The sequence below is a fragment of the Pseudomonas sp. P39-UII1 genome, assembly GCF_039672635.1.
In the GTDB taxonomy this organism is placed as follows: Bacteria; Pseudomonadota; Gammaproteobacteria; order Pseudomonadales; family Pseudomonadaceae; genus Aquipseudomonas.
On the sequence record NZ_JBDFPP010000025.1, the window covers coordinates 35753 to 57789 of the forward strand.

Sequence of the window (22037 nt, forward strand, 5' to 3'; positions counted from 1 at the left end):
CTTGCCCCGCGAAGAGGCCTTCATTGATTCACGCCAACGCCCGGCTATGCGGGAACAGCAGGTCGACAAAGCGCTCCGCCGTTGGCTGCGGTTCATGGTTGGCCAACCCAGCCCGCTCGTTGGCCTCGATGATCACGTAATCCGGGTGCTCGGCGTCGCGCACCATCAGGTCCAGGCCCACTACCGGAATGTCCAGCGCCCGCGCAGCGCGCACCGCCGCATCGGCCAGCACCGGGTGCAGGCGTTCGGTCACGTCTTCCAGCGTGCCGCCGGTGTGCAGGTTGGCAGTCCGGCGCACGGCCAGGCGCTGGCCGGCGGGCAGCACGCTGGTGTAGTCGAGGCCGGCATCGCGCAGGGTGCGTTCGGTCTCGTCATCCATCGGAATGCGGCTTTCGCCACCGGTCGCGGCCTGACGACGACGGCTCTGGGCTTCGATCAGCGCCTTGACGCTGTGCTTGCCGTCACCGATCACCTGCGCCGGGTGGCGGATGGCCGCGGCCACCACTTCATGGCCGATTACCAGGATGCGCAGGTCTTGCCCGGGGTGGAAGCTTTCCAGCAGCACGCGGCTGTCGAAACGCCGGGCGTGCTCGATGGCCTGGCTGACTTCATCGTAAGTGCTCAGGTTGACCGCCACCCCTTGGCCCTGCTCGCCATCCACCGGCTTGACCACCACGGCGCCGTGCTCATCGAGAAACGCCAGGTTGTCGTCAGCGTTGCCTGCCAGCTGCTGCATCGGTACCTGCAGGCCGGCGTTGTGCAGTGCCTGCTGGGTCAGGCGCTTGTCCTGGCAGAGGGTCATGCTGACCGCACTGGTCAGGTCGCTGAGTGATTCGCGGCAGCGTACCCGACGCCCGCCAAGGCTGAGGGTGAACAGCCCGGCGCTGGCATCGTCCACCTGCACTTCGATGCCACGGCGGTACGCCTCATCGACGATGATCCGCGCATACGGGTTGAGCCCGGCTTCCGGGCCGGGGCCGAGGAACAGTTGCTGGTTGATGCCGTTCTTGCGCTTGACCGCGAAGGTCGGCAGGTTGCGGAAACCCAGCTTTTCATAAAGCCGCTTGGCCTGGCGGTTGTCATGCAGCACCGACAGGTCCAGGTAGGCAAGCCCGCGGCTCATGAAATGCTCGATCAGGTGGCGCACCAGCACCTCGCCCACACCAGGGCGGGTGCAGTGCGGGTCGACGGCCAGGCACCACAGGCTGCTGCCGTGTTCGGGGTCGTCAAACGCCTTGCTGTGGTTCAGGCCCATGACACTACCGATCACCGCATGGGTGTCTTCGTCCTCGGCCAGCCAGTACACCGGCCCGCCCAGGTGGCGTGGGGTCAGCAGTTCGGGTTGCACCGGCAGCATGCCGCGCGCCTGGTAAAGGCTGTTGATCGCCTGCCAGTCGGCGTCGCTCTGCGCCCGGCGGATGCGAAAGCCGCGGAACACCCGCTGCGCCTGGCGGTAGTCGGAGAACCACAGGCGCAAGGTGTCGGAGGGGTCGAGGAACAACTGTTGCGGTGCCTGCGCCAGCAGCTGTTGCGGCGCCGCCACATACAGGGCGATGTCACGCTCACCGGGGCGCTCCTCCTGCAGCGCCTCGGCCAGGGTCGCGGGGTCCGGATAGGTGTGGCCGATCAACAGCCGGCCCCAGCCGCAGTGCAGGGCGCGCGGCTGGTCGTGGGGCTCGCTGCCATCGCCGGCCAGGCGCGCCTGCAGGCGCTCGTAGGACGGCGTCTGGCCGCGCAGCAGGCGCTGGCCGTAAGCGGTTTCATGGGGCTTCATGGGTCAGATTCCTTGTTCGCTGAGCCACAGGTTCAGCGCCGCCAGCTGCCACAGCTTGGAGCCGCGCAGTGGGGTCAGCTGGCCATGCGGGTTGCTCAGCAGGCGGTCGACCATGGCAGGGTTGAACAGGCCGCGGTCCTGGCTAGGGTCGGTCAGCAACTCGCGTACCCAGTCCAGGGTGGCGCCTTGCAGGTGTTTGAGGCCGGGCACCGGGAAGTAACCTTTTTTGCGGTCGATCACTTCGTGAGGGATCACGCGTCGCGCGGCCTGCTTGAGCACCTGCTTGCCGCCGTCCGGCAACTTGAAACGCGCCGGGATCCGCGCCGACAGTTCCACCAGGCGGTAATCGAGGAACGGCGTACGCGCCTCCAGGCCCCAGGCCATGGTCATGTTGTCGACGCGTTTGACCGGGTCGTCCACCAGCATCACCGTGCTGTCCAGGCGCAGCGCCTTGTCCACCGCATCGGCGGCACCGGGGCGGGCGAAGTGTTCGCGCACGAAATCGCCGGCCGCGTCGGTCTCCAGCAGCCACGGCGCCTGCACGGTATCGCGGTACTCGGCATGGCTGCGGTCGAAGAAGGCATCGCGGTAGGCGCCAAAGGCATCCGCTGCGCCGTCCACCTGCGGGTACCAGTGGTAGCCGGCAAACAGCTCATCGGCGCCCTGGCCGCTCTGCACACCTTTGCAATGCTTGGCCACTTCCCGCGACAGCAGGTAGAAGGCAATGCAGTCGTGGCTGACCATCGGTTCGCTCATGGCGCGGAACGCGGCCGGCAGCTGCTCGATGATTTCACGCTCGTCGATGCGCAACTGGTGGTGGCGGGTGCCGTAGTGCTTGGCGATCAGGTCGGAATACTGGAATTCGTCGCCACGTTCGCCACCGGCATCCTCGAAGCCGATGGAGAAGGTCGACAGGTCGTCCACGCCCACGTCGCGCAACAGGCCGACCAACAGGCTGGAGTCGACACCGCCCGACAGCAGCACGCCCACATCGACGGCGGCCCGTTGGCGGATGGCCACCGCATCACGGGTGGCGTCGAGCACACGGGTGGTCCAGCCTTCCAGGTCAAGTTCGCGCTCGTCCGGGTTGGGGCCGTACTGCAGCTGCCACCAGGTCTGGCGCTCCACTTCACCGTGGCGGTCGACCCGCATCCAGGTGCCGGGCTCGAGCTTCTGCACGTTGGCCAGCAAGGTGCGTGGTGCGGGCACCACGGCGTGGAAGTTGAGGTAGTGGTTGAGCGCAACCGGGTCGATCATCGGGTCGATGTCGCCGCCTTTGAGCAGCGCTGGCAGCGTCGAAGCAAAGCGCAGGCGCTCGCCGTTGCGCGACAGGTACAGCGGCTTGACGCCGAGGCGGTCGCGGGCCAGGAACAGGCGCTGGTTGTCGCGCTCCCAGATGGCCAGGGCGAACATGCCGTTGAGCTTGGGCAGCAAGGCTGCGCCCCAAGCGTGGTAGCCCTTGAGCAACACCTCGGTGTCGCCGTCGGACCAGAAGGTGTAACCCAGGTCCTGCAGCTCCTGGCGCAGTTCGGGGAAGTTGTAGATGGCCCCGTTGAAGGCCAGCGACAGGCCCAGGGTGTTATCGACCATGGGCTGTGCCGAACCGTCGGACAGGTCCATGATTTTCAGCCGGCGGTGGCCGAGGGCGATCGGGCCCAGGCTATGGAAGCCCCAGGCGTCGGGGCCGCGGGGCGCCAGGTGATGGGTCATGCGCTCTACCGCGGCGAGGTCCGCCGGGCGAGGGGCTTGGTCGATGGGGGTGAAACGCAACTCTCCAGCTAATCCGCACATAGGTCCTTACCGGTTTTTCCGTTGGGGAATCAGTGCCCCGGATTAGGGCACCTGTAAGGAACTGACCTGAGCGATTTATGAGAGTTTTAGATCAATCTGTTATATGGGGGCGGTTTGGGGGCTGGCTTGGGGGTTTTATGGGGGTAAGCGCCGTCCTCGCGACGTGCTCGTCTTGGGATCTTCAGCGCGTTTGAGATCGAGCGCCGCCCGCGCGGCGCATCGCGGGCAAGCCCGCTCCTACATTTGTTGCAACGTGCCATGGCCTGTGAGGCCATAGTTGTCAGCCTTGTTAGCACGACGCGATTTTTCCATTGGTGCTGCCGGCGCCCCACCTGTCTTCAGCCATGCACCAAGGCGAACAACCATGGCCTGGCTGGAACGGCGCGTTGCAACAAATGTAGGAGCGGGCTTGCCCGCGATGCGCCGCGCGGGCGGCGCTCGATCTCAAGAGCCCTAGATACCTCCCGACCTGCACCAGGCATCACCCCCTAACCCCACCATGCCGTTCCTTAAACCCGAATCCATCACTTGCCCCGAATCAACCTGCGCAACCCAAACCGATTCGGATGACACGCCTCAGCCACCGCCCGAGGCAGCGGCAGCGGCTCACCGCTGGCCCAGGCTGCAATCAATTCACCGGCAATCGGCGCCGTGATCAACCCTCGCGAGCCATGCCCGCTGTTCACATACAACCCTGCCAACCAAGGGCAGGGCACGTCGGGCACCTGGCGCGCGTCCTTGCCCAGCGCGGCGTAGGCCTCGGCAAAGGCGACGGGGTCGGCAACCGGGCCGACAATCGGCAGATAATCCGGGCTGGTGCAACGAAACGCCGCGCGACCTTGCAACTGCTCAGGGTCGAGCGCCGCAGCACCCAGGCGCTGAGCCAGGTCTGTGGAGATTTCGTCCAGCAGCGCCAGGTTGCCCTGGTGCTCGGCCACGGTCGGCGCCAGGCCCTCGCTGTGGAAGTCGAAGCTGGCGCCCAGCGTGTGTTCGTCACCCCGCGGCGGCGCCACGTAGCCCTCGGCGCACACCACGGTCCCCAGCGCCCGGCTGCCCTCAGTCGACGGCAGGCAGGTGACTTGCCCACGTATGCGCTTGAGCGGCAGTTGCGCACAGGCTTCAAAGCGCTTCACATCGGCCGCCCCCGCCAGCACCACCATCGGGGCGCTGGCCAACAGCCGCTCGCCACCCCAGGCCTGCCACAGGCCATCGGCCTTGCGCAGTTCAAGCACCTCCTGGTGAACCAGCAGGCGAATGTTCGGGTGCTTCAGTTGCGCCTGGCACAACGCCGGCGGGTGCACCCAGCCGCCTTCCGGGTAAAACAGCCCGCCCGCAGGCAGCGCGATCCCGGCAATCGCTTCGGCTTCCTCGCGCCCCAGGGCGCGCAGCAAGGCGCTGTCGAAGGCCGCGGCGAGCTTGCCCTGGCGCTCGGCCTCTTTGCTGTCGAAGGCTAGTTGCAGCACGCCGCAGTCGTCCCAGTCCTGCCCGCGCTGCAACTGCTGCAGTTGGCGTCGGGTGTAGCCGAAACCAGACAGGATCATTTGCGACAAGGCCGTACCATGTGCGGACAGCTTGAGGTACAGCACGCCCTGAGGGTTGCCGGAGGCTTCGCGTGCAGCGGCGTCGTGGCGCTCCAGCACGGTCACCTGCCAGCCGCGTCGAGCCAGGCTGGCGGCAGTGCAACTGCCGGCCAGCCCGGCACCGATCACCAGCGCCTGGCGTGGGCCCTGATCACTGCGCGGGCGGTCATACCAAGGCAGGTATTGATGCGAGGATGTCGGCCCGGTGTACATGCCGCTCATCACCTCCCACTTCTTGCCGATCCCCGGCACCTTTTTCATCGCGAAGCCGGCCTCGACCAGGCTGCGTCGCACCCAGCCGGTGGTGGTGAAGGTGCCCAGCACGGTGCCTGAATGCGACAGCCGTGCCAGTTGCGCGAACAGCTCGGGGGTCCACATGTCGGGGTTCTTGGCCGGGGCGAAGCCATCGAGAAACCACACGTCGATGGGCGCATCGAGCTGCGGCAACTGTTCCAGCGCATCGCCAATCAACAGGGTCAAGGTGACGCGCCCGTTGGCGAACGTGAACTGCTGGAACCCTGGGTGCACCGCCACGTACTGCGCCAGCAGTGGCTCGGTATAGGCGGCCAGCTCTGGCCACAGGCGTACCGCCTTGGCCATGTCGTCGTAGCCGAGCGGGTATTTTTCGACGCTGACAAAATGCAGCCGGGCGTCGGCGTGGGCGTGGGCGTCGAACAATTGCCAGGCGCAGAAAAAATTCATGCCGGTACCAAAACCGGTTTCGCCTATGACCAGGCAAGCGTGCGGGGGCAGGGCGGTGAAACGCTCGGCCAGGCGGGTTTGGCCGAGGAAGACATGTTTGGTTTCTTCGATGCCTTCGTTGACGGCGAAGTACACATCGTCGTACTGCCGCGAATGTGGGCGGCCCTGGTCGTCCCAGTCGATCTGGGCATGCTGGAGGAGGGTGGACATGGTTGGCTCGGTTGCAGCGGATGAGCGATTTTATGTCATCTGCAGGTTTTGCGCAGGGCTACAGGCCGATCACAAATCCGCTAGTCTTGCTTATCCATTGAAGGAGCCAATGCATGTTTGAATCCGCCGAAATCGGTCACAGCATCGACAAGGAAACCTACGAGGCAGAAGAGCCCGCCCTTCGCGAGGCATTGCTCGAAGCTCAGTACGAACTCAAGCAACAGTCGCGCTTCCCGGTGATCGTGCTGATCAATGGCATCGAAGGTGCCGGCAAGGGCGAGACGGTCAAGCTGCTCAACGAGTGGATGGACCCGCGCATGATCGACGTGCTCACCTTCGACCAGCAGACCGACGAAGAGCTGGCCCGGCCACCGGCTTGGCGCTACTGGCGGGCGCTGCCGCCGAAGGGGCGGATGGGGGTGTTTTTCGGCAACTGGTACAGCCAGATGCTGCAGGGGCGGGTGCACGGGTTGTTCAAGGACGCCGTGCTCGACCAGGCCATTGCCGGTGCCGAACGCCTGGAGCAGATGCTGTGCGATGAGGGCGCACTGATCATCAAGTTCTGGTTTCACCTGTCCAAGAAACAGATGAAGGCGCGGCTCAAGTCGCTCAAGGACGACCCGCTGCACAGCTGGCGCATCAGCCCGCTGGATTGGCAGCAGTCGGAAACCTACGACCGTTTCGTGCGGTTTGGCGAGCGCGTGTTGCGCCGCACCAGCCGCGACTATGCGCCGTGGCACATCGTCGAAGGTGCCGACCCGCACTACCGCAGCCTGGCCGTGGGCCGCATCTTGCTCGAAAGCCTGCAGGCCGCGCTGGCCGTGAACCCCAAGGGCAAGCATCAGGGCAATATCGCGCCGCTGGGGCGCAGCATCGACCAGCGCAGCCTGCTGGGCGCGCTGGACATGACCCTGCGCCTGGACAAGCACGACTACCAGGAGCAACTGGTGACCGAGCAGGCGCGCCTGGCCGGCCTGCTGCGCCACAAACACATGCGTCGGCATGCCCTGGTGGCGGCCTTCGAGGGTAACGATGCTGCAGGCAAAGGTGGGGCGATCCGCCGCGTCGCCGCTGCGCTCGACCCCCGCCAGTACCGCATCGTGCCGATCGCCGCGCCCACTGAAGAAGAGCGTGCGCAGCCCTACCTGTGGCGGTTCTGGCGGCACATCCCGGCGCGCGGCAAGTTCACCATCTTCGACCGCTCCTGGTACGGCCGTGTGCTGGTGGAGCGCGTCGAAGGCTTCTGCAGCCCGGCCGACTGGATGCGCGCCTATGGGGAAATCAACGATTTCGAGGAGCAGCTGGTAAACGCCGGCGTGGTGGTCGTCAAGTTCTGGCTGGCCATCGACCAACAGACCCAGCTTGAGCGTTTCGAGGAGCGCGAGCAGATCCCGTTCAAGCGCTACAAGATCACCGAGGACGACTGGCGCAACCGCGATAAATGGGACCAGTATGTCGATGCGGTGGGCGACATGGTCGACCGTACCAGCACCGAGATTGCGCCCTGGACGCTGGTGGAGGCCAACGACAAGCGCTGGGCGCGGGTGAAGGTGCTGCGCACCATCAACGAAGCGCTCGAGGCGGCATTTGCCAAGCACAAGAAGTGAGCCATGCCGCTGCGGAATGACCTGATGAATTCTTTTCCCTGGTTTTTCCCCCGGTGGCAGGCAGCAAGCCCGTAGAATCCAGGCTCCCCCACCACGGGCACGATCGAGGATTTTATGCACATCACTTCCGGGCGCTGGGTCCACGGCCTGCTGCTGGCGCTGCTCACAGCGCTGCTCTGGGGCATCCTGCCGATCAAGCTCAAGCAGGTGTTGCAGGTGGTCGACCCGGTTACCGTCACCTGGTACCGCCTGCTGGTATCTGGCAGCCTGCTGTTCGCCTGGTTGGCGGCCAAGCGACAGTTGCCGTCGTTCGCCAGGCTGGGCAGCAAGGGCAAAGGTTTGGTGGCCGTAGCCGTCTGCGGGCTGATGGGCAACTACGTGCTCTACCTGGTCGGCCTCAACCTGCTCAGCCCCGGCACAGCCCAATTGGTGGTGCAGTTGGGCCCGGTGCTGTTGCTGGTGGCGAGCGTCTTTGTGTTCAAGGAGCGCTTCAGCCTGGGCCAAGGCCTGGGGCTGGTGGTTCTACTGGGCGGTTTCGGCCTGTTCTTCAACCAGCGCCTGGAAGAGCTGCTCACCTCGTTGGGCGCTTACACCACCGGGGTGCTGACCATCCTGCTGGCCACCAGCATCTGGGTGTTCTATGCCTTGAGCCAGAAGCAGCTGCTGACGGTGTGGCATTCGCAGCAAGTGATGATGGTGATCTACCTGTGTTGCGCGGCGTTGCTGACGCCATGGGTGCACCCGCTGGAAGCGCTGCAGTTGAGCCCGTTGCAAGGCTGGTTGCTGCTGGCCTGCTGCCTGAATACGCTGGTGGCCTATGGGGCGTTTGCCGAGGCACTGGCGCATTGGGAGGCCTCGCGGGTGAGTGCCACGCTGGCGCTGACGCCGCTGGTGACCTTCGTTGCGGTGGCGATTGCGGCCTGGCTGTGGCCGGACTACGTGCAGGCCGAGGACATCAATGCCTTGGGCTATGTCGGCGCGGTGACGGTGGTGCTGGGCTCGTCGCTGGTGGCCCTGGGGCCATCGCTGGTGGCTGGGTGGCGAGCGAGGAGGGCGCGCTTGGCGCAGCTGGGTTGATAACCTGCTCCGGCCCTATCGCCGGCAAGCCGGCTCCCACAGGATCACCACGTGGGAGCCGGCTTGCCGGCGAGAGGGCCTTGAGTACCAGCCGATCAATCAGCCCTTGCCACCCGGCGCCAGCATGTTCTCCGGCCTTACCCACTCATCGAACTGCTCGTTGGTCAGGTACTTCAATTCCAGCGCAGCCTCGCGCAGCGTCTTGCCCTCGCTGTAAGCCTTCTTGGCAATCTCCGCCGCCTTGTCATAGCCGATATGCGGGTTCAACGCCGTCACCAGCATCAGCCCGCGCTCCAGGTGCGCGGCCATCTGCTCGGCATCCGGCTCGATTCCCGCCACGCAGTGTTGCTGGAAGTTGCGGCAGCCATCAGCCAGCAGTTCGATCGACTGCAACAGGTTATGAATGATCACCGGCTTGAACACGTTCAACTGCAAGTGCCCCTGGCTTGCGGCAAAGCCGATTGCCGCGTCATTGCCCAGCACCTGGCAGGCCAGCATCGACAGCGCTTCGCACTGGGTCGGGTTGACCTTGCCCGGCATGATCGAGCTGCCCGGCTCGTTGGCCGGCAGGCGCACTTCGGCCAGCCCTGCGCGCGGCCCGGAGCCCAGCAAGCGCAGGTCGTTGGCAATTTTCATCAACGCCACCGCCAAGGTCTTGAGCGCGCCCGCCAAGCTGGTCAGCGGCTCATGGCCGGCGAGGGCGGCGAACTTGTTGGGCGCTGTGACGAACGGCAGGCCGGAGAGGGCGGCGAGCTCGGCAGCGATGGCCTCAGCGAAACCCTGCGGGGCATTCAGCCCGGTGCCCACGGCAGTGCCGCCTTGGGCCAGCTCGCACACGGCCGGCAAGGTGGCGCGGATGGCGCGCGTGGCGTAGTCCAGCTGGGCGACGAAGGCCGACACCTCCTGGCCGAACGTGATGGGTGTGGCATCCATCATGTGCGTGCGGCCGGTCTTGACCAGTTGGTGGTAGCGCGCCGACAGCTCGGCCAGCCCCGACGACAGCTCGGCGATTGCCGGCAGCAGTTGGTCATGCACCGCCTGCGCAGCGGCGATGTGCATGGCGGTGGGGAAGCAGTCGTTGGAGCTCTGCGAGCGGTTGACGTGGTCGTTGGGGTGCACCGGTGCCTTGCCGCCGCGGCCCTGGCCGGCCAGTTCGTTGGCGCGCCCGGCGATCACTTCGTTGACGTTCATGTTGCTCTGGGTGCCGCTGCCGGTCTGCCAGACGACGAGCGGGAACTGGTCGTTGTGCTCGCCGTCGAGCACTTCGTCGGCGGCCTGCTCGATCAGCCGGGCGATGTCCGCCGGCAGGTCGCCATTGCGGTCGTTGACGCGTGCAGCGGCTTTCTTGATCAAAGCCAGGGCGTGCAGCACCGCGAGCGGCATGCGTTCCTTGCCAATGGCAAAGTTGATCAGCGAGCGCTGGGTCTGCGCGCCCCAGTAGGCGTTTTCAGGAACTTCGACTGCGCCCAGGCTGTCTGTCTCGATACGGCTCATGCTGCATTCACTCCTTTGTCAGTCAGAATCAGCAGTTTAGGCCCTCATGCGAACGAGCGGTTCATTCGCTCGTCGTGCCACTTGAGCGCTGCGCCTTCGCAGGAGCAGAATGCTCTACTCTGAGGTACCGCCTCCCCCTCTTGAAGGAAATGCAATGACCCGTCTCCGTGTCCTCTGTGCTGCCGTCGCCCTGGCCTGTGCCAGCGGCCAGGTACTCGCTGCCACCGCCAGCCACAACGCTGCCGCCGAGAAATTCCTGACCCTGGCCCACGCCGACAAGCTGGGCACCCCGGTGTACATGCAGGTCCAACAGATGTTCGCCCAGCGCTTTGCCCAGACCAAGGCCCCGGCCGCCAAGCAGCCTGTTCTGCAGAGCTACCAGGCCAAGGCCAACGCCGCGCTGGACAGCGCCATCGGCTGGAACAAGCTGAAGCCGAAGATGGTCGACCTCTATACCAAGACCTTCACCGAGCAGGAGCTCAAGGACCTGGTCAAGTTCTACGAGTCGCCGCTGGGCAAGAAAGTCCTCACCGAGATGCCCAAGGTTACCCAGCAGTCGGCCCAGCTGACCCAGCAGAGCCTGGAGCCTGCGGTACCGGTGGTCAACAAGCTGCTCGAGGACATGACCAAGGAACTTGACCCCAACGCCGGCAAGGCCGCTGCCCCGGCGAAGAAGTGAGTAATACCCGATGACCATGCAGCAACGCATCGAGCAGCAGCTGGCCGCACTGGCGCCGCAACACCTTGAAGTGCTCAACGAAAGCCACATGCACAGCCGTGGCCAGGAAACCCACTACAAGGCAGTGATCGTCAGCGAGCAGTTTGCCGGGCTCAACAGCGTCAAGCGCCACCAGAAGGTCTACGCCACCATGGGTGAGCTGATGGGCGAAATCCACGCCCTGGCGATTCACACCTACACGGCCGAGGAATGGGCCAAGGTAGGCGCAGCACCGGCTTCACCGGTGTGTGCAGGTGGCGGCAAGCACTGAATCCTTTCCGTCATTCTGGTACAATCCGCAACATCCCAAGGGGGCCGCCGCGCGGCCCATCGCCGGCAAGCCCGGCTCCCACAGGTACAGCGCATTCCTCAAGGGTTGTGCTGGCCCTGTGGGAGCTGGCTTGCCGGCGATGGGCTGCACAGCAGCCCCCTGTTTCATGTCCACCCCGGTCCGCCCCTTACGAGGGCACCCACCTGGAGATCCACCTGAATGTCCCAACCCATCGTCGTGGCGGCGCTGTACAAGTTCGTCACCCTGGAAGATTACCTCGAGCTGCGTGAGCCGCTGCTCAAGGCCATGGCCGACAACGGCGTCAAAGGCACCTTGCTGCTGGCCAACGAAGGTATAAACGGCACGGTCTCGGCCACCCGCGAAGGCATCGACGGCCTGCTCGCCTGGCTGCGCAACGACCCGCGCCTGGTCGATATCGACCACAAGGAATCCTACTGCGACGAGCAGCCGTTCTACCGCACCAAGGTCAAGCTGAAGAAAGAGATCGTCACCCTCGGCGTCGCGGGCGTGGACCCGAACCAGGCAGTCGGCACTTACGTCGAGCCCAAGGACTGGAACGCCCTGATCAGCGACCCGCAAGTGCTGCTGATCGACACCCGCAATGACTACGAAGTGGCCATCGGCACCTTCAAGGGCGCCATCGACCCCAAGACCGAGACCTTCCGCGAGTTCCCCGAGTACATCAAGGCCAACTTCGACCCGAGCAAGCACAAGAAGGTCGCCATGTTCTGCACCGGGGGCATCCGTTGCGAAAAAGCTTCCAGCTACATGCTCGGTGAAGGCTTCGAGGAGGTCTATCATCTTAAGGGTGGCATCCTGAAATACTTCGAGGAAGTGCCTCAGGAACAAAGCCTGTGGGACGGCGACTGCTTCGTCTTCGACAACCGCGTCACGGTGCGCCATGACCTGAGCGAGGGCGAGTACGACCAGTGCCACGCCTGCCGCCACCCGATCAATGCAGAGGAACGCGCGTCCGAACACTATTCGCCAGGCGTGAGCTGCCCGCACTGCTGGGACAGCCTGAGCGAGAAGACAAGGCGCAGCGCCATCGACCGGCAGAAGCAGATCGAGCTGGCCAAGGCCCGCAACCTGCCGCACCCGATCGGTTACAACTACAAAGCCGAGGCCTGATGCATGACTGCACGCCTGCTTTATGTGATGGACCCGATGTGCTCCTGGTGCTGGGGTTTCGCACCGGTGGCCGAGGCCCTGATCGCCCAGGCGCGTGAAGCGGGCGTGGCCACCCAGCTGGTGCCCGGTGGCCTGCGCAGCGGTGGCACCGCGCTGGATGCCTCAACCCGCAAGTACATCCTCGAACATTGGCAGGCCGTGGCCGAGGCCACCGGCCAGCCGTTCCGCTTCGAAGGGGCCATGCCCGATGGTTTCGTCTACGACACCGAGCCCGCCTGCCGTGCCCTGGTAGCCGCTCGCGAGCTGGACGCCGAGCGCGTCTGGCCGCTGCTCAAGCTGATCCAGGGTGCCTTCTACGAGCAGGGCTTGGACGTTACCACCGCGCCCCGGCTGGTCGAGCTGGCCGAGCAGGCCGGCTTCGATCGCGCAGCCTTCGCCGAAGCCCTGACCCGCGCCGATACCCGCGCCGCCACCGCGGCCGATTTCGGCTGGGTGCAGGGCCTGGGCATTGCCGGCTTCCCGACCCTGCTGGCCGAGCGCAACGGCCAACTGGCCCTGTTGACCAATGGCTACCAGCCGCTTGGCAGCCTGCAACCCTTGCTTGGCCGCTGGCTGCAGCAGGCCGCCTGTGCTTGATGTGCCAGGGTCGCCCGACCCTGTGCCAGGGAAGCCCGCTGCTGTGCCTGATCGCCTGAGCTGGGCAGAAATCCGCCGCCTGGCGCTGCACCGCAAGAAAAACCTCTGGACTGCCAACCTGATCGCCGTGCTTGCCGCCTGCTGCAGCGTGCCGATCCCATTGCTGCTGCCTTTGTTGGTCGACGAAGTGTTGCTCGGCAACGGTGATGCCGCCCTGAAGTTCATGAACCATCTGCTCCCGGACGGCTGGCAGGTGGCGGCCGGTTACATCGGCCTGATGCTGGTGGTCACGCTGTGCCTGCGCCTGTTCGCGCTGGCGTTCAACGTGGTCCAGGCCAGGCTCTTCGCAGGCCTTGCCAAGGACATCGTCTACCGCCTGCGCATACGCCTGATCGAGCGGCTCAAGCGCATCTCGCTCAAGGAATACGAAAGCCTCGGCAGCGGCACGGTGACCACGCACCTGGTCACCGACCTGGACACCCTCGACAAGTTTGTCGGCGAAACCCTCAGCCGCTTCCTGGTGGCCATGCTGACCCTGACCGGCACGGCGGCCATCCTGATCTGGATGCACTGGCAGCTGGCCATGCTGATCTTGCTATTCAACCCGCTGGTGATCTACTTCACCGTGCAGTTGGGCAAGCGCGTCAAACACCTGAAAAAGCTCGAGAACGACAGCACCTCGCGGTTCACCCAGGCGCTGGCGGAAACCCTCGATGCCATCCAGGAGATCCGCGCTGGCAACCGCCAGGGGTATTTCCTCGGCCGCCTTGGCGTGCGTGCCCGGGAAGTACGCGATTACGCCGTGGATTCGCAGTGGAAAAGCGACGCCAGTGGCCGCGCCAGTGGCCTGTTGTTCCAGTTCGGTATCGATATCTTTCGCGCTGCCGCCATGCTCACGGTGCTGTTCTCCGATTTGTCGATCGGGCAGATGCTCGCCGTGTTCAGTTACCTGTGGTTCATGATCGGCCCGGTCGAACAGCTGCTGAATCTGCAGTACGCCTATTACGCTGCGGGTGGTGCGTTGAACCGGCTGAACGAGCTGCTGGCGCGTGATGACGAACCGCAATACCCGGCAGCCAGCGACCCGTTCGCCGGCCGTGAAACGGTGGGCATCGAGGTGCGCGACCTGCGCTTCGCCTACGCCGACGAGCCGGTGCTGGACCAGCTTGACCTGTCCATCGCCCCTGGCGAGAAGGTCGCCATCGTCGGTGCCAGCGGCGGCGGTAAAAGCACCTTGGTGCAGTTGTTGTTGGGCCTCTACAGTGCCCAGGCCGGGACCATCCGTTTCGGCGGTGCCAGCCTTCAGGAAATTGGCCTGGAAACCCTGCGCGAGAACGTCGCGGTGGTGCTGCAGCACCCTTCGCTGTTCAACGACACGGTGCGTGCCAACCTCACCATGGGCCGCGACTGCACCGACGAAGCCTGCTGGCAGGCGCTGCGCATCGCCCAGCTGGATGCCACCATTGCCGCCTTGCCGCAGGGGCTGGACAGCGTAGTGGGGCGTTCGGGTGTGCGCTTGTCGGGCGGCCAGCGCCAACGCCTGGCGATTGCCCGTATGGTCCTGGCCGAGCCGAAGGTGGTGATCCTCGACGAGGCCACCTCGGCACTGGATGCCGCGACCGAGTACAACCTGCACAAGGCCCTGGCGCGCTTCCTCAATGGCCGCACCACGCTGATCATCGCCCACCGCCTGTCGGCGGTGAAGCAGGCTGACCGGGTGCTGGTATTCGATGGCGGGCATGTGGCCGAGGACGGCGACCATCAGCAGCTGATTGCCGACGGTGGGCTGTATGCCAAGCTGTATGGGCATTTGCAGCAAACCTGACCCAGTTGTTGTTCCGGCTGGCCCCATCGCCGGCAAGCCGGCTCCCACAGGTACAGCGCTGCCCTTGAGCACTGCGCCATACCCGTGGGAGCCGGCTTGCCGGCGTTTGGCCAGTGCAGGCAACCGAGCATCCAGATCGGTGTCATAAAAAACCCCTCCACATAGATGGCAGATGGCCTACGCTGTGCTTGTCTGGGTTGATTCGAGCCTTATCTGCTCTGTGACAGGGACTTCATGAAGGGAAATCGCACGCTAGAGGCGCCAAGGTTGCTGGGTATCATCTGGCCCTTCATCGCCGTTGTAGTCTTCCAGGTCCTGTTGGGCAGTCTCAGCCTTTATGCGCTGTCGGCCGTGCGGGCTTATGTCGCGGGCGAAAGTCTGTGGTCCAAGGCCCAGAAAGACGCCATCTATTACCTCAACCTGTATGCCGACAGCGGCGACGAAAGTGCCTACCAGCGCTATCGCCAGGTCATCAGCGTGCCCCAGGGCGACCACCAGTTGCGCGAGGTGCTCGACCAGCCCGATCCGGACCTCGAGGCCGCGCGCCAGGCCGTGCTGCAAGGTGGCAACCACCCAGACGACGTCGACCGCATCATCTGGTTCTATCGCAACTTCAGCCAGATCAGCTACATGCAGACGGCGATTGCCTACTGGAACATCGGTGATGACTACCTCGGCCAGCTGGATGTGCTGGCCAATGACATGCGCGAGGGCTTTGCCATGGGCCAGGCCAGCCCCCGCCAGGTAAGCGATTGGCGGGCGCGCATCGTTGCCATCAACGAGGGCGTGACGCCGGCGGCCAAGGCCTTCAGCGATGCCTTGGGCGAGGGCTCGAGGATGCTCTTGCGGGTGCTGTTGATCACCAACCTGCTGACAGCGCTGTTCCTCATTACCATCGCCTGGCGCCGTTCGAGCAAGCTGCTGGCGCAGCGCCAGGCGTTCGCCAGTGCCCTGCAGGAAGAGAAAGAGCGCGCGCAGATTACCCTGCAGGCGATCGGCGACGCGGTGATCACCACCGATGTCGATGGCTGTATCGGCTACATGAACCCGGCGGCCGAACAACTCACCCACTGGCAGGCCGGGCAGGCCCAGGGCCTGCCGCTCACGGCGCTGTTCAGCCTGGTGGATGAACAGGCCGAGAACGAAAGCGGCAGCCTGCTCGAGCAGGTGCTCAGCGGCAGCCTCAAGGGCGGGGCCGAACACGCGCGGCTGATCCAGCGCCTGGATGGCAGCACGGTGTCGATCAACCTGGTGGGCTCTCCCATCATCAACGACGGGCAAATGGCGGGCATTGTCCTGGTGCTTCACGACATGACCCAGGAGCGTCAGTACATCGCCAACCTGTCCTGGCAGGCCACCCACGACGCCCTCACCGGCCTGGCCAACCGCCGCGAATTCGAGTACCGCCTGGAGCAGGCGCTCAACGCCCTGGCCCGTCAGGCCGGGCGTCATGCGTTGATGTTCCTCGACCTCGACCAGTTCAAGCTGGTCAACGACACCTGCGGCCATGCCGCTGGCGACGAGCTGCTGCGGCATATCTGCGCCGTGCTGCAATCCGGGCTGCGCGAGGGGGATACCTTGGCGCGCCTGGGTGGCGACGAGTTCGGCGTGCTGCTGGAGAACTGCCCGCCCGAGCAGGCCGAACGCATTGCCGAAAGCTTGCGCCAGGCCGTGCAGAGCCTGCATTTCGTGTGGAAGGGCCGGCCGTTCGTGACCACCGTCAGCATCGGGCTGGTGAACATGGCGCAGGCGCCCTCGACGTTGGAAGCGTCCCTGCGCGCGGCCGATATGGCGTGCTACATGGCCAAGGAAAAGGGCCGCAACCGTGTCCAGGTGTACCACGCCGACGACAGCGAGCTGTCGATGCGTTTCGGCGAAATGGCCTGGATCCAGCGCTTGCATGTGGCCCTGGAAGAAAACCGCTTTTGCCTGTATGCCCAGGAAATCGCCCCGCTTACCGCCATCGAAGGGCAGGGCCACATCGAGATTCTGTTGCGCCTGCACGATGAAAGCGGCCGCACCATCTTGCCCGACAGCTTCATCCCGGCAGCCGAGCGCTACGGCCTGATGACCGCGATTGACCGCTGGGTGGTGCGCAATGTGTTCCAGGTCATTCGCCAGTGCCTGGACGAGCAGCGCGAGGGGCCGTTGTCGATGTGCGCGATCAACTTGTCGGGTTCGAGCATCGGTGACGACAAGTTTCTCGACTACCTGCAGCGACTGTTCGTCGAATATTCCATTCCGCCGCGGCTGATCTGCTTCGAGATCACCGAAACCAGTGCCATTGCCAACCTCGGCAGCGCCATCAGATTCATCAACGAATTGAAAGGGCTGGGCTGCAGGTTCTCGCTGGATGACTTTTGTGCCGGAATGTCGTCATTCGCTTATTTGAAACATTTACCCGTCGACTTCTTGAAGATCGACGGAAGTTTTGTCAAAGATATGCTGGATGATCCGGTCAACCGGGCCATGGTCGAGGTGATCAACCACATCGGCCACGTAATGGGTAAGCGGACCATTGCCGAGTTTGTCGAAACACCGTTGATCGAGCAGGCCTTGCAGGAGATCGGCGTGGACTACGCCCAGGGCTATCTGATCGAAAGACCGCAGGTCTTCACCTGCGACAGTCTGCAGCGCCAACGGATTGCTGCACGGCCCCTGCTGCATCGGGCGCCTGGAACCTTTCGCTGAACAAGCGTCGGCAAAATCACAAGGATCAAGGAGCTGAAACGTGATTGATGCATTCGTTCGTATCGGGCCACTGATGGACCCCGCCAGTTACCCCCAATGGGCCCAGCAGCTGATCGAGGATTGTCGCGAGAGCAAGCGACGCGTCGTCGAGCATGAGTTCTACCAGCGCTTGCGCGACGGCCAGCTGCGCCAGGCGACCATTCGCCAGTACCTGATTGGCGGCTGGCCGGTGGTCGAGCAGTTCTCGCTGTACATGGCGCACAACCTGACCAAAACCCGCTTTGCCCGCCACCCCGGCGAAGACATGGCGCGGCGCTGGCTGATGCGCAATATCCGCGTCGAGCTCAACCATGCCGACTATTGGGTGCACTGGTGCCATGCGCATGGCATCCATTTGCACGAGCTGCAGTCCCAGGAAGTACCGGCAGAGCTCAATGGCCTCAACGACTGGTGCTGGCGGGTATGTACCACCGAGTCGCTGGCGATCGCCATGGCGGCCACCAACTACGCCATCGAAGGGGCGACGGGTGAGTGGTCGGCGGTGGTCTGCGCTGAAGACACCTATGCCATGGGCTTCCCTGAAGACCAGCGCAAGCGCGCCATGAAGTGGCTGAAGATGCATGCGCAGTATGACGATTCACACCCGTGGGAGGCGCTGGAAATCATTTGCACCCTGGCCGGCGAGAACCCGACCCAAGGGTTGCGCAATGAATTGCGCAGGGCGGTCTGCAAGAGCTATGACTGCATGTACCTGTTCCTGGAGCGGTGCATGCAGATGGAAGGGCGCCAGCAAGGGCGGATGCGTCCGGCGTTGGCTGCGGGTTGAAAAGCTTGGGGTCGCGAAGCGACCCCGACGCTCTCAACCTTTACTGGGCGTTGAACGCCTGCCCATTCACCCCGGTACTGTCCGGCCCCATCAGGTACAGGTACACCGGCATGATCTCTTCCGGCAGCGGGTTGTTCTGCGGGTTCTCGCTTGGGTAGGCCTGTGCCCGCATCGCCGTGCGCGTAGCGCCGGGGTTGATGCTGTTGGAGCGCACGGGTGCTACGCCTTCCAGCTCGTCTGCCAGGGTCTGCATCAGGCCCTCGGTAGCAAACTTCGAAACCCCGTAGGCGCCCCAGTAAGCACGGCCCTTGCGCCCGACGCTGCTGGAGGTGAACACCACCGAGGCGTCTTCCGACAGCTTCAGCAACGGCAGCAAGGTGCTGGTCAGCATGAACGTGGCGTCGACGTTGATGTGCATCACGCGCATGAAGTTGTCGCCCGAGAGCTGCTCCAGCGGCGTGCGCGGGCCGATGATCGAGGCATTGTTGAGCAGCCCGTCGAGGCGGCCGAACTGGTCCTCGACCATCACCGCCAGTTCGTCGTACTGGTGGGGCAGGGCGGTTTCCAGGTTGAACGGGATGACCACAGGCTGTGGGTGGCCGGCGGCTTCGATCTCGTCGTAGACCTCGTTCAGGTTGGCTTCGGTCTTGCCCAGCAGCAGCACGGTGGCGCCCAGGGCGGCATAGGCCTTGGCGGCGGCGGCACCGATGCCGCGGCCGGCACCGGTGACCAGGATGACGCGGCCCTTGAGCAGGTCAGGGCGGGCGGTGTAGTCGAACATTGAAGTTTCCCTGTGTCCTTTAAAGCAAATACGACCCCATCGCGGGCAAGCCCGCGCCTACAGGATCAGCAGCCGCACAAGGCGCTGTCGAGCACCTTGCGCAACTCCAGCGGGTGGTCCACCACCACGTCGGCGCCCCAGTTGTTCGGGTTGTCCTCTGGATGAATATAACCGTAGCGCACCGCCGCCGTGCGGGTGCCGGCATCGCGGCCAGACTCGATATCGCGCAGGTCGTCGCCGACGAACAGCACACTGGCCGGGTCCAGGTTCAGGGTCTTGCAGGCCAGGATCAGCGGTTCGGGGTCTGGCTTGCTGTTTTTCACGTGGTCCGGGCAGATCAACAAGGCCGAACGCTCGGCCAGGCCCAGGCGCTGCATGATGGGTTCGGCGAAGCGTACCGGCTTGTTGGTCACCACGCCCCACAGCAGGTTGCCTTTCTCGATGTCGGCCAGCAGTTCGGCCATGCCGTCGAACAGCTTGCTGTGCACGGCGCAGTCACGCTGGTAGCGCTCGAGGAACTCCAGGCGCAGGGCTTCGAAGCCCTCGCTGTCCGGGTCCATGGCAAAGGTGGCCGCAACCATGGCCCGGGCGCCGCCGGAGATCACGTCGCGGATCAATTTGTCGTCAACGGCGGGCAGGCCGCGCTCGGCGAGCATGGCCTGGCAAATGGCGATGAAGTCCGGCGCCGTGTCGAGCAGGGTGCCGTCCATGTCGAAGAGTACTGCTCGCAAACGCATGCTCATTCCTCGCGCAGGGTCTGGATCATGTAGTTGACGTCCACATCGCTGCTCAGCTTGTAGTGCTTGGTCAGCGGGTTGTAGGTCAGGCCGATGATGTCCTTGACTTCAAGGCCGGCAACGCGGCTCCAGGCGCCCAGCTCGGACGGCCGGATGAATTTCTTGAAGTCGTGGGTGCCGCGCGGCAGCATCTTGAGGATGTACTCGGCGCCGACGATGGCCAGCAAGTAGGCCTTCGGGTTGCGGTTGATGGTCGAGAAGAACACCTGGCCGCCCGGCTTGACCATGCGGTAGCAGGCGCGGATGACTGAGGACGGGTCAGGTACGTGCTCGAGCATTTCCAGGCAGGTGACCACGTCGAACTGCTCTGGCATTTCTTCGGCCAGGGCTTCGGCGGTGATCTGCCGGTATTCAACCTGCACGCCCGATTCCAGCTGGTGCAGCTGGGCCACGGCCAGCGGTGCTTCGCCCATGTCGATGCCGGTGACGGTGGCGCCGCGCAGGGCCATCGCCTCGCTGAGGATGCCGCCGCCGCAGCCCACGTCCAGCACCTTCTTGCCGGCCAGGCTGACGCGCTCGTCGATCCAGTTGACGCGCAGCGGGTTGATATCGTGCAGCGGCTTGAACTCGCTCTCGCGATCCCACCAGCGGTGCGCCAAGGCTTCAAACTTGGCGATTTCGGCGTGGTCGACGTTGCTCATTGAACAGTCCTCTGAAACTTGTACGAATTGCGCCGGAGTATACCCGAGCGCCCGAGGCTGATGGTCGCTATAATCGCGGGCTTTTGATATCCGAACCACGGGGAGAGGCGATGCGCGAGCAACTTTTGGCGGCGGAGAAGGTGACCGGCATTCGCTGGCACGACGGCGCGCTGCACCTGCTCGACCAACGTCTGCTGCCGTCGGAAGAGCGCTGGCTGACCTGCGACAATGTTGCGCAGGTGGTGGCGGCTATCCGCGACATGGCTGTGCGCGGCGCGGCGGCCATCGGTATTGCCGCCGGCTATGGCCTGGTGCTGGCGCTCGAAGAGCGCCTGGCCGAGGGTGGCGATTGGGAAATGGACCTGGAGGAGGACTTCCTCAGCCTGGCCGAGGCGCGCCCCACGGCGGCCAACCTGTTCTGGGCGCTCAACCGCATGCGTGAGCGCCTGCAGCGTGTGCGCCCCGATGAGGACGTGCTGGCAGCCTTGCAGGCTGAAGCGGTCTCCATTCATGAAAGCGACCGTGAAGCCAACCTGACCATGGCCCAGTACGGCATCGAGCTGATCCGCCGCCACCAGGGCAATGCGCAAACCTTGCTGACCTACGGTAACGCCGGCGCATTGGCCAGCGGCGGCTTCGGTACTGCACTGGGGGTGATCCGCGCGGGGTACCTGGAGGGTATGGTCGAGCGGGTCTATGCCGGCGAAACCCGCCCCTGGCTGCAGGGCTCGCGCCTGACAACCTGGGAGCTTGCCAATGAAGGCATCCCGGTGACCCTGTGCGCCGACTCGGCGCTGGCCCACCTGATGAAGAGCAAGGGCATCACCTGGGTGGTGGTAGGGGCCGACTGCATTGCTGCCAACGGCGACGTGGCCAGCAAGATCGGCACCTATCAGCTGGCCGTGAGCGCCATGCACCACGGGGTGCGCTTCATGGTGGTGGCGCCGAGCACCAGCATCGACCTGAACCTTGCGACGGGCGACGACATTCCGCTTGAAGAGCGCGATGCGGATGAATTGCTCGATTACGCCGGCACCCGTGTGGCGGCAGATGTCGAGGTGTTCAATCCGGTGTTCGATGTGACCCCGGCCGACCTGATCGACGTGATCGTGACTGAGAAAGGGGTCGTTGAACGGCCCGATACCGCCAAATTGGCGCAGTTGATGTGTCGCAAGCGGTTGCATTGATGTTTGCCTGTGCCGGCCCTTTCGCGGGGCAAGCCCGCTCCCACAGGTTATCGGATGGCCTCGGGGGCTGCGGGGTACTTGTGGGAGATTCTATGGCAGCAGACAACTTCTCTGAGGAAGTAGCCACACGGTATTTTTCAATGCCTCCATGCATGGGGCATCGCACCTGAAAAGTCCTTCGAGTGTTTGGGTGCAGCTTGGGGGCCCTCAAGTGGGCTGCGTAGCAGCCCAGCCAGCTTTAGCTGACGGGTTTGGCACCTCCTGTGTACACCTCTGG

Annotated in this window: 17 protein-coding genes; 10 read left to right on the forward strand and 7 right to left on the reverse strand. The window is 64.4% G+C overall.

What is annotated here, in order from left to right; translation table 11 throughout:
- Window positions 1-28: 28 nt before the first annotated feature.
- The 3 genes from ngg to mnmC form a co-directional block, all read right to left on the reverse strand.
- The gene (gene ngg, locus ABEH27_RS22425) at window positions 29-1774 is read right to left on the reverse strand and encodes an N-acetylglutaminylglutamine synthetase (RefSeq protein WP_346615669.1); all 1746 of its coding nucleotides are present in this window, start codon (window positions 1772-1774) and stop codon (window positions 29-31) included.
- 3 nt (window positions 1775-1777) lie between these two features.
- Complete coding sequence (locus ABEH27_RS22430) at window positions 1778-3565, reverse strand: N-acetylglutaminylglutamine amidotransferase (protein ID WP_346615670.1); 1788 nt, start codon at window positions 3563-3565, stop codon at window positions 1778-1780.
- A gap of 524 nt (window positions 3566-4089) precedes the next feature.
- Window positions 4090-6057: a bifunctional tRNA (5-methylaminomethyl-2-thiouridine)(34)-methyltransferase MnmD/FAD-dependent 5-carboxymethylaminomethyl-2-thiouridine(34) oxidoreductase MnmC gene (gene mnmC / locus ABEH27_RS22435; RefSeq protein ID WP_346615671.1), complete on the reverse strand. Its 1968-nt coding sequence runs from the start codon at window positions 6055-6057 to the stop codon at window positions 4090-4092.
- 113 nt (window positions 6058-6170) lie between these two features.
- Between mnmC and pap the strand changes: the two genes are divergently transcribed.
- Together pap and ABEH27_RS22445 are read left to right on the forward strand one after the other, a co-directional pair.
- The gene (gene pap / locus ABEH27_RS22440; protein WP_346615672.1) at window positions 6171-7664 is read left to right on the forward strand and encodes a polyphosphate:AMP phosphotransferase; all 1494 of its coding nucleotides are present in this window, start codon (window positions 6171-6173) and stop codon (window positions 7662-7664) included.
- Between the two features lie 114 nt (window positions 7665-7778).
- Window positions 7779-8741, forward strand: coding sequence for a DMT family transporter (locus tag ABEH27_RS22445; protein WP_346615673.1), 963 nt, complete (start codon window positions 7779-7781; stop codon window positions 8739-8741).
- A 99-nt stretch (window positions 8742-8840) separates the two neighbouring features.
- Here ABEH27_RS22445 and ABEH27_RS22450 read toward each other — a convergent pair whose 3' ends face one another.
- Window positions 8841-10235, reverse strand: a complete 1395-nt coding sequence (locus ABEH27_RS22450; protein WP_346615674.1) for a class II fumarate hydratase — start codon at window positions 10233-10235, stop codon at window positions 8841-8843.
- A 154-nt stretch (window positions 10236-10389) separates the two neighbouring features.
- On the opposite strand from ABEH27_RS22450, the gene ABEH27_RS22455 reads away from it, so the two are divergent.
- The 7 genes from ABEH27_RS22455 to ABEH27_RS22485 all read left to right on the forward strand — a co-directional run bounded on the left by ABEH27_RS22455 (window position 10390) and on the right by ABEH27_RS22485 (window position 18354).
- Window positions 10390-10914 (forward strand): DUF2059 domain-containing protein, encoded by a 525-nt coding sequence (locus ABEH27_RS22455; protein ID WP_346615675.1) that lies wholly within the window; start codon window positions 10390-10392, stop codon window positions 10912-10914.
- A 10-nt stretch (window positions 10915-10924) separates the two neighbouring features.
- The gene (locus ABEH27_RS22460; protein WP_346615676.1) at window positions 10925-11224 is read left to right on the forward strand and encodes a BolA family protein; all 300 of its coding nucleotides are present in this window, start codon (window positions 10925-10927) and stop codon (window positions 11222-11224) included.
- A 219-nt stretch (window positions 11225-11443) separates the two neighbouring features.
- The gene (locus ABEH27_RS22465) at window positions 11444-12376 is read left to right on the forward strand and encodes a rhodanese-related sulfurtransferase (protein ID WP_346615677.1); all 933 of its coding nucleotides are present in this window, start codon (window positions 11444-11446) and stop codon (window positions 12374-12376) included.
- Window positions 12377-12379: 3 nt separating this feature from the next.
- A complete protein-coding gene (locus ABEH27_RS22470; RefSeq protein WP_346615678.1) occupies window positions 12380-13012 on the forward strand; it encodes a DsbA family protein in 633 nt (210 codons plus the stop codon).
- Complete coding sequence (locus tag ABEH27_RS22475) at window positions 13005-14837, forward strand: ABC transporter ATP-binding protein (RefSeq protein ID WP_346615679.1); 1833 nt, start codon at window positions 13005-13007, stop codon at window positions 14835-14837. Before ABEH27_RS22470 ends, ABEH27_RS22475 begins: the two co-directional genes overlap by 8 nt.
- Before the next feature lie 234 nt (window positions 14838-15071).
- Window positions 15072-17528 (forward strand): EAL domain-containing protein, encoded by a 2457-nt coding sequence (locus ABEH27_RS22480; protein ID WP_346615680.1) that lies wholly within the window; start codon window positions 15072-15074, stop codon window positions 17526-17528.
- Window positions 17529-17568: 40 nt separating this feature from the next.
- Window positions 17569-18354 carry an iron-containing redox enzyme family protein gene (locus ABEH27_RS22485; protein ID WP_346615681.1) on the forward strand — a complete coding sequence of 262 codons (786 nt, stop codon included), beginning with the start codon at window positions 17569-17571 and terminating at the stop codon, window positions 18352-18354.
- Window positions 18355-18394: 40 nt separating this feature from the next.
- On the opposite strand, the gene ABEH27_RS22490 is transcribed toward ABEH27_RS22485, so the two are convergent.
- The 3 genes from ABEH27_RS22490 to ubiG all read right to left on the reverse strand — a co-directional run bounded on the left by ABEH27_RS22490 (window position 18395) and on the right by ubiG (window position 20573).
- Entirely contained in the window at window positions 18395-19135 is a 741-nt protein-coding gene (locus ABEH27_RS22490; RefSeq protein WP_346615682.1) for a YciK family oxidoreductase, read from the reverse strand.
- 65 nt (window positions 19136-19200) lie between these two features.
- The gene (mupP, locus tag ABEH27_RS22495; protein ID WP_346615683.1) at window positions 19201-19872 is read right to left on the reverse strand and encodes an N-acetylmuramic acid 6-phosphate phosphatase MupP; all 672 of its coding nucleotides are present in this window, start codon (window positions 19870-19872) and stop codon (window positions 19201-19203) included.
- 2 nt (window positions 19873-19874) lie between these two features.
- A complete protein-coding gene (gene ubiG / locus ABEH27_RS22500; RefSeq protein ID WP_346615684.1) occupies window positions 19875-20573 on the reverse strand; it encodes a bifunctional 2-polyprenyl-6-hydroxyphenol methylase/3-demethylubiquinol 3-O-methyltransferase UbiG in 699 nt (232 codons plus the stop codon).
- A 110-nt stretch (window positions 20574-20683) separates the two neighbouring features.
- Between ubiG and mtnA the strand changes: the two genes are divergently transcribed.
- Window positions 20684-21760: an S-methyl-5-thioribose-1-phosphate isomerase gene (gene mtnA / locus ABEH27_RS22505; RefSeq protein WP_346615685.1), complete on the forward strand. Its 1077-nt coding sequence runs from the start codon at window positions 20684-20686 to the stop codon at window positions 21758-21760.
- The last annotated feature ends 277 nt before the right edge of the window (window positions 21761-22037 follow it).

What these genes read in the sequence shown, in the direction of transcription:
- ngg (WP_346615669.1), bottom strand. Translation starts at nt 1,774, where the DNA reads ATGAAGCCCCATGAAACCGCTTACGGCCAGCGCCTGCTGCGCGGCCAG.
- ABEH27_RS22490 (WP_346615682.1), bottom strand. Translation starts at nt 19,135, where the DNA reads ATGTTCGACTACACCGCCCGCCCTGACCTGCTCAAGGGCCGCGTCATC.
- ABEH27_RS22450 (WP_346615674.1), bottom strand. Translation starts at nt 10,235, where the DNA reads ATGAGCCGTATCGAGACAGACAGCCTGGGCGCAGTCGAAGTTCCTGAA.
- mtnA (WP_346615685.1), top strand. Translation starts at nt 20,684, where the DNA reads ATGCGCGAGCAACTTTTGGCGGCGGAGAAGGTGACCGGCATTCGCTGG.
- ubiG (WP_346615684.1), bottom strand. Translation starts at nt 20,573, where the DNA reads ATGAGCAACGTCGACCACGCCGAAATCGCCAAGTTTGAAGCCTTGGCG.
- ABEH27_RS22430 (WP_346615670.1), bottom strand. Translation starts at nt 3,565, where the DNA reads ATGTGCGGATTAGCTGGAGAGTTGCGTTTCACCCCCATCGACCAAGCC.
- ABEH27_RS22480 (WP_346615680.1), top strand. Translation starts at nt 15,072, where the DNA reads ATGAAGGGAAATCGCACGCTAGAGGCGCCAAGGTTGCTGGGTATCATC.
- ABEH27_RS22470 (WP_346615678.1), top strand. Translation starts at nt 12,380, where the DNA reads ATGACTGCACGCCTGCTTTATGTGATGGACCCGATGTGCTCCTGGTGC.
- ABEH27_RS22455 (WP_346615675.1), top strand. Translation starts at nt 10,390, where the DNA reads ATGACCCGTCTCCGTGTCCTCTGTGCTGCCGTCGCCCTGGCCTGTGCC.
- mupP (WP_346615683.1), bottom strand. Translation starts at nt 19,872, where the DNA reads ATGCGTTTGCGAGCAGTACTCTTCGACATGGACGGCACCCTGCTCGAC.
- ABEH27_RS22460 (WP_346615676.1), top strand. Translation starts at nt 10,925, where the DNA reads ATGACCATGCAGCAACGCATCGAGCAGCAGCTGGCCGCACTGGCGCCG.
- ABEH27_RS22465 (WP_346615677.1), top strand. Translation starts at nt 11,444, where the DNA reads ATGTCCCAACCCATCGTCGTGGCGGCGCTGTACAAGTTCGTCACCCTG.
- pap (WP_346615672.1), top strand. Translation starts at nt 6,171, where the DNA reads ATGTTTGAATCCGCCGAAATCGGTCACAGCATCGACAAGGAAACCTAC.
- ABEH27_RS22445 (WP_346615673.1), top strand. Translation starts at nt 7,779, where the DNA reads ATGCACATCACTTCCGGGCGCTGGGTCCACGGCCTGCTGCTGGCGCTG.
- mnmC (WP_346615671.1), bottom strand. Translation starts at nt 6,057, where the DNA reads ATGTCCACCCTCCTCCAGCATGCCCAGATCGACTGGGACGACCAGGGC.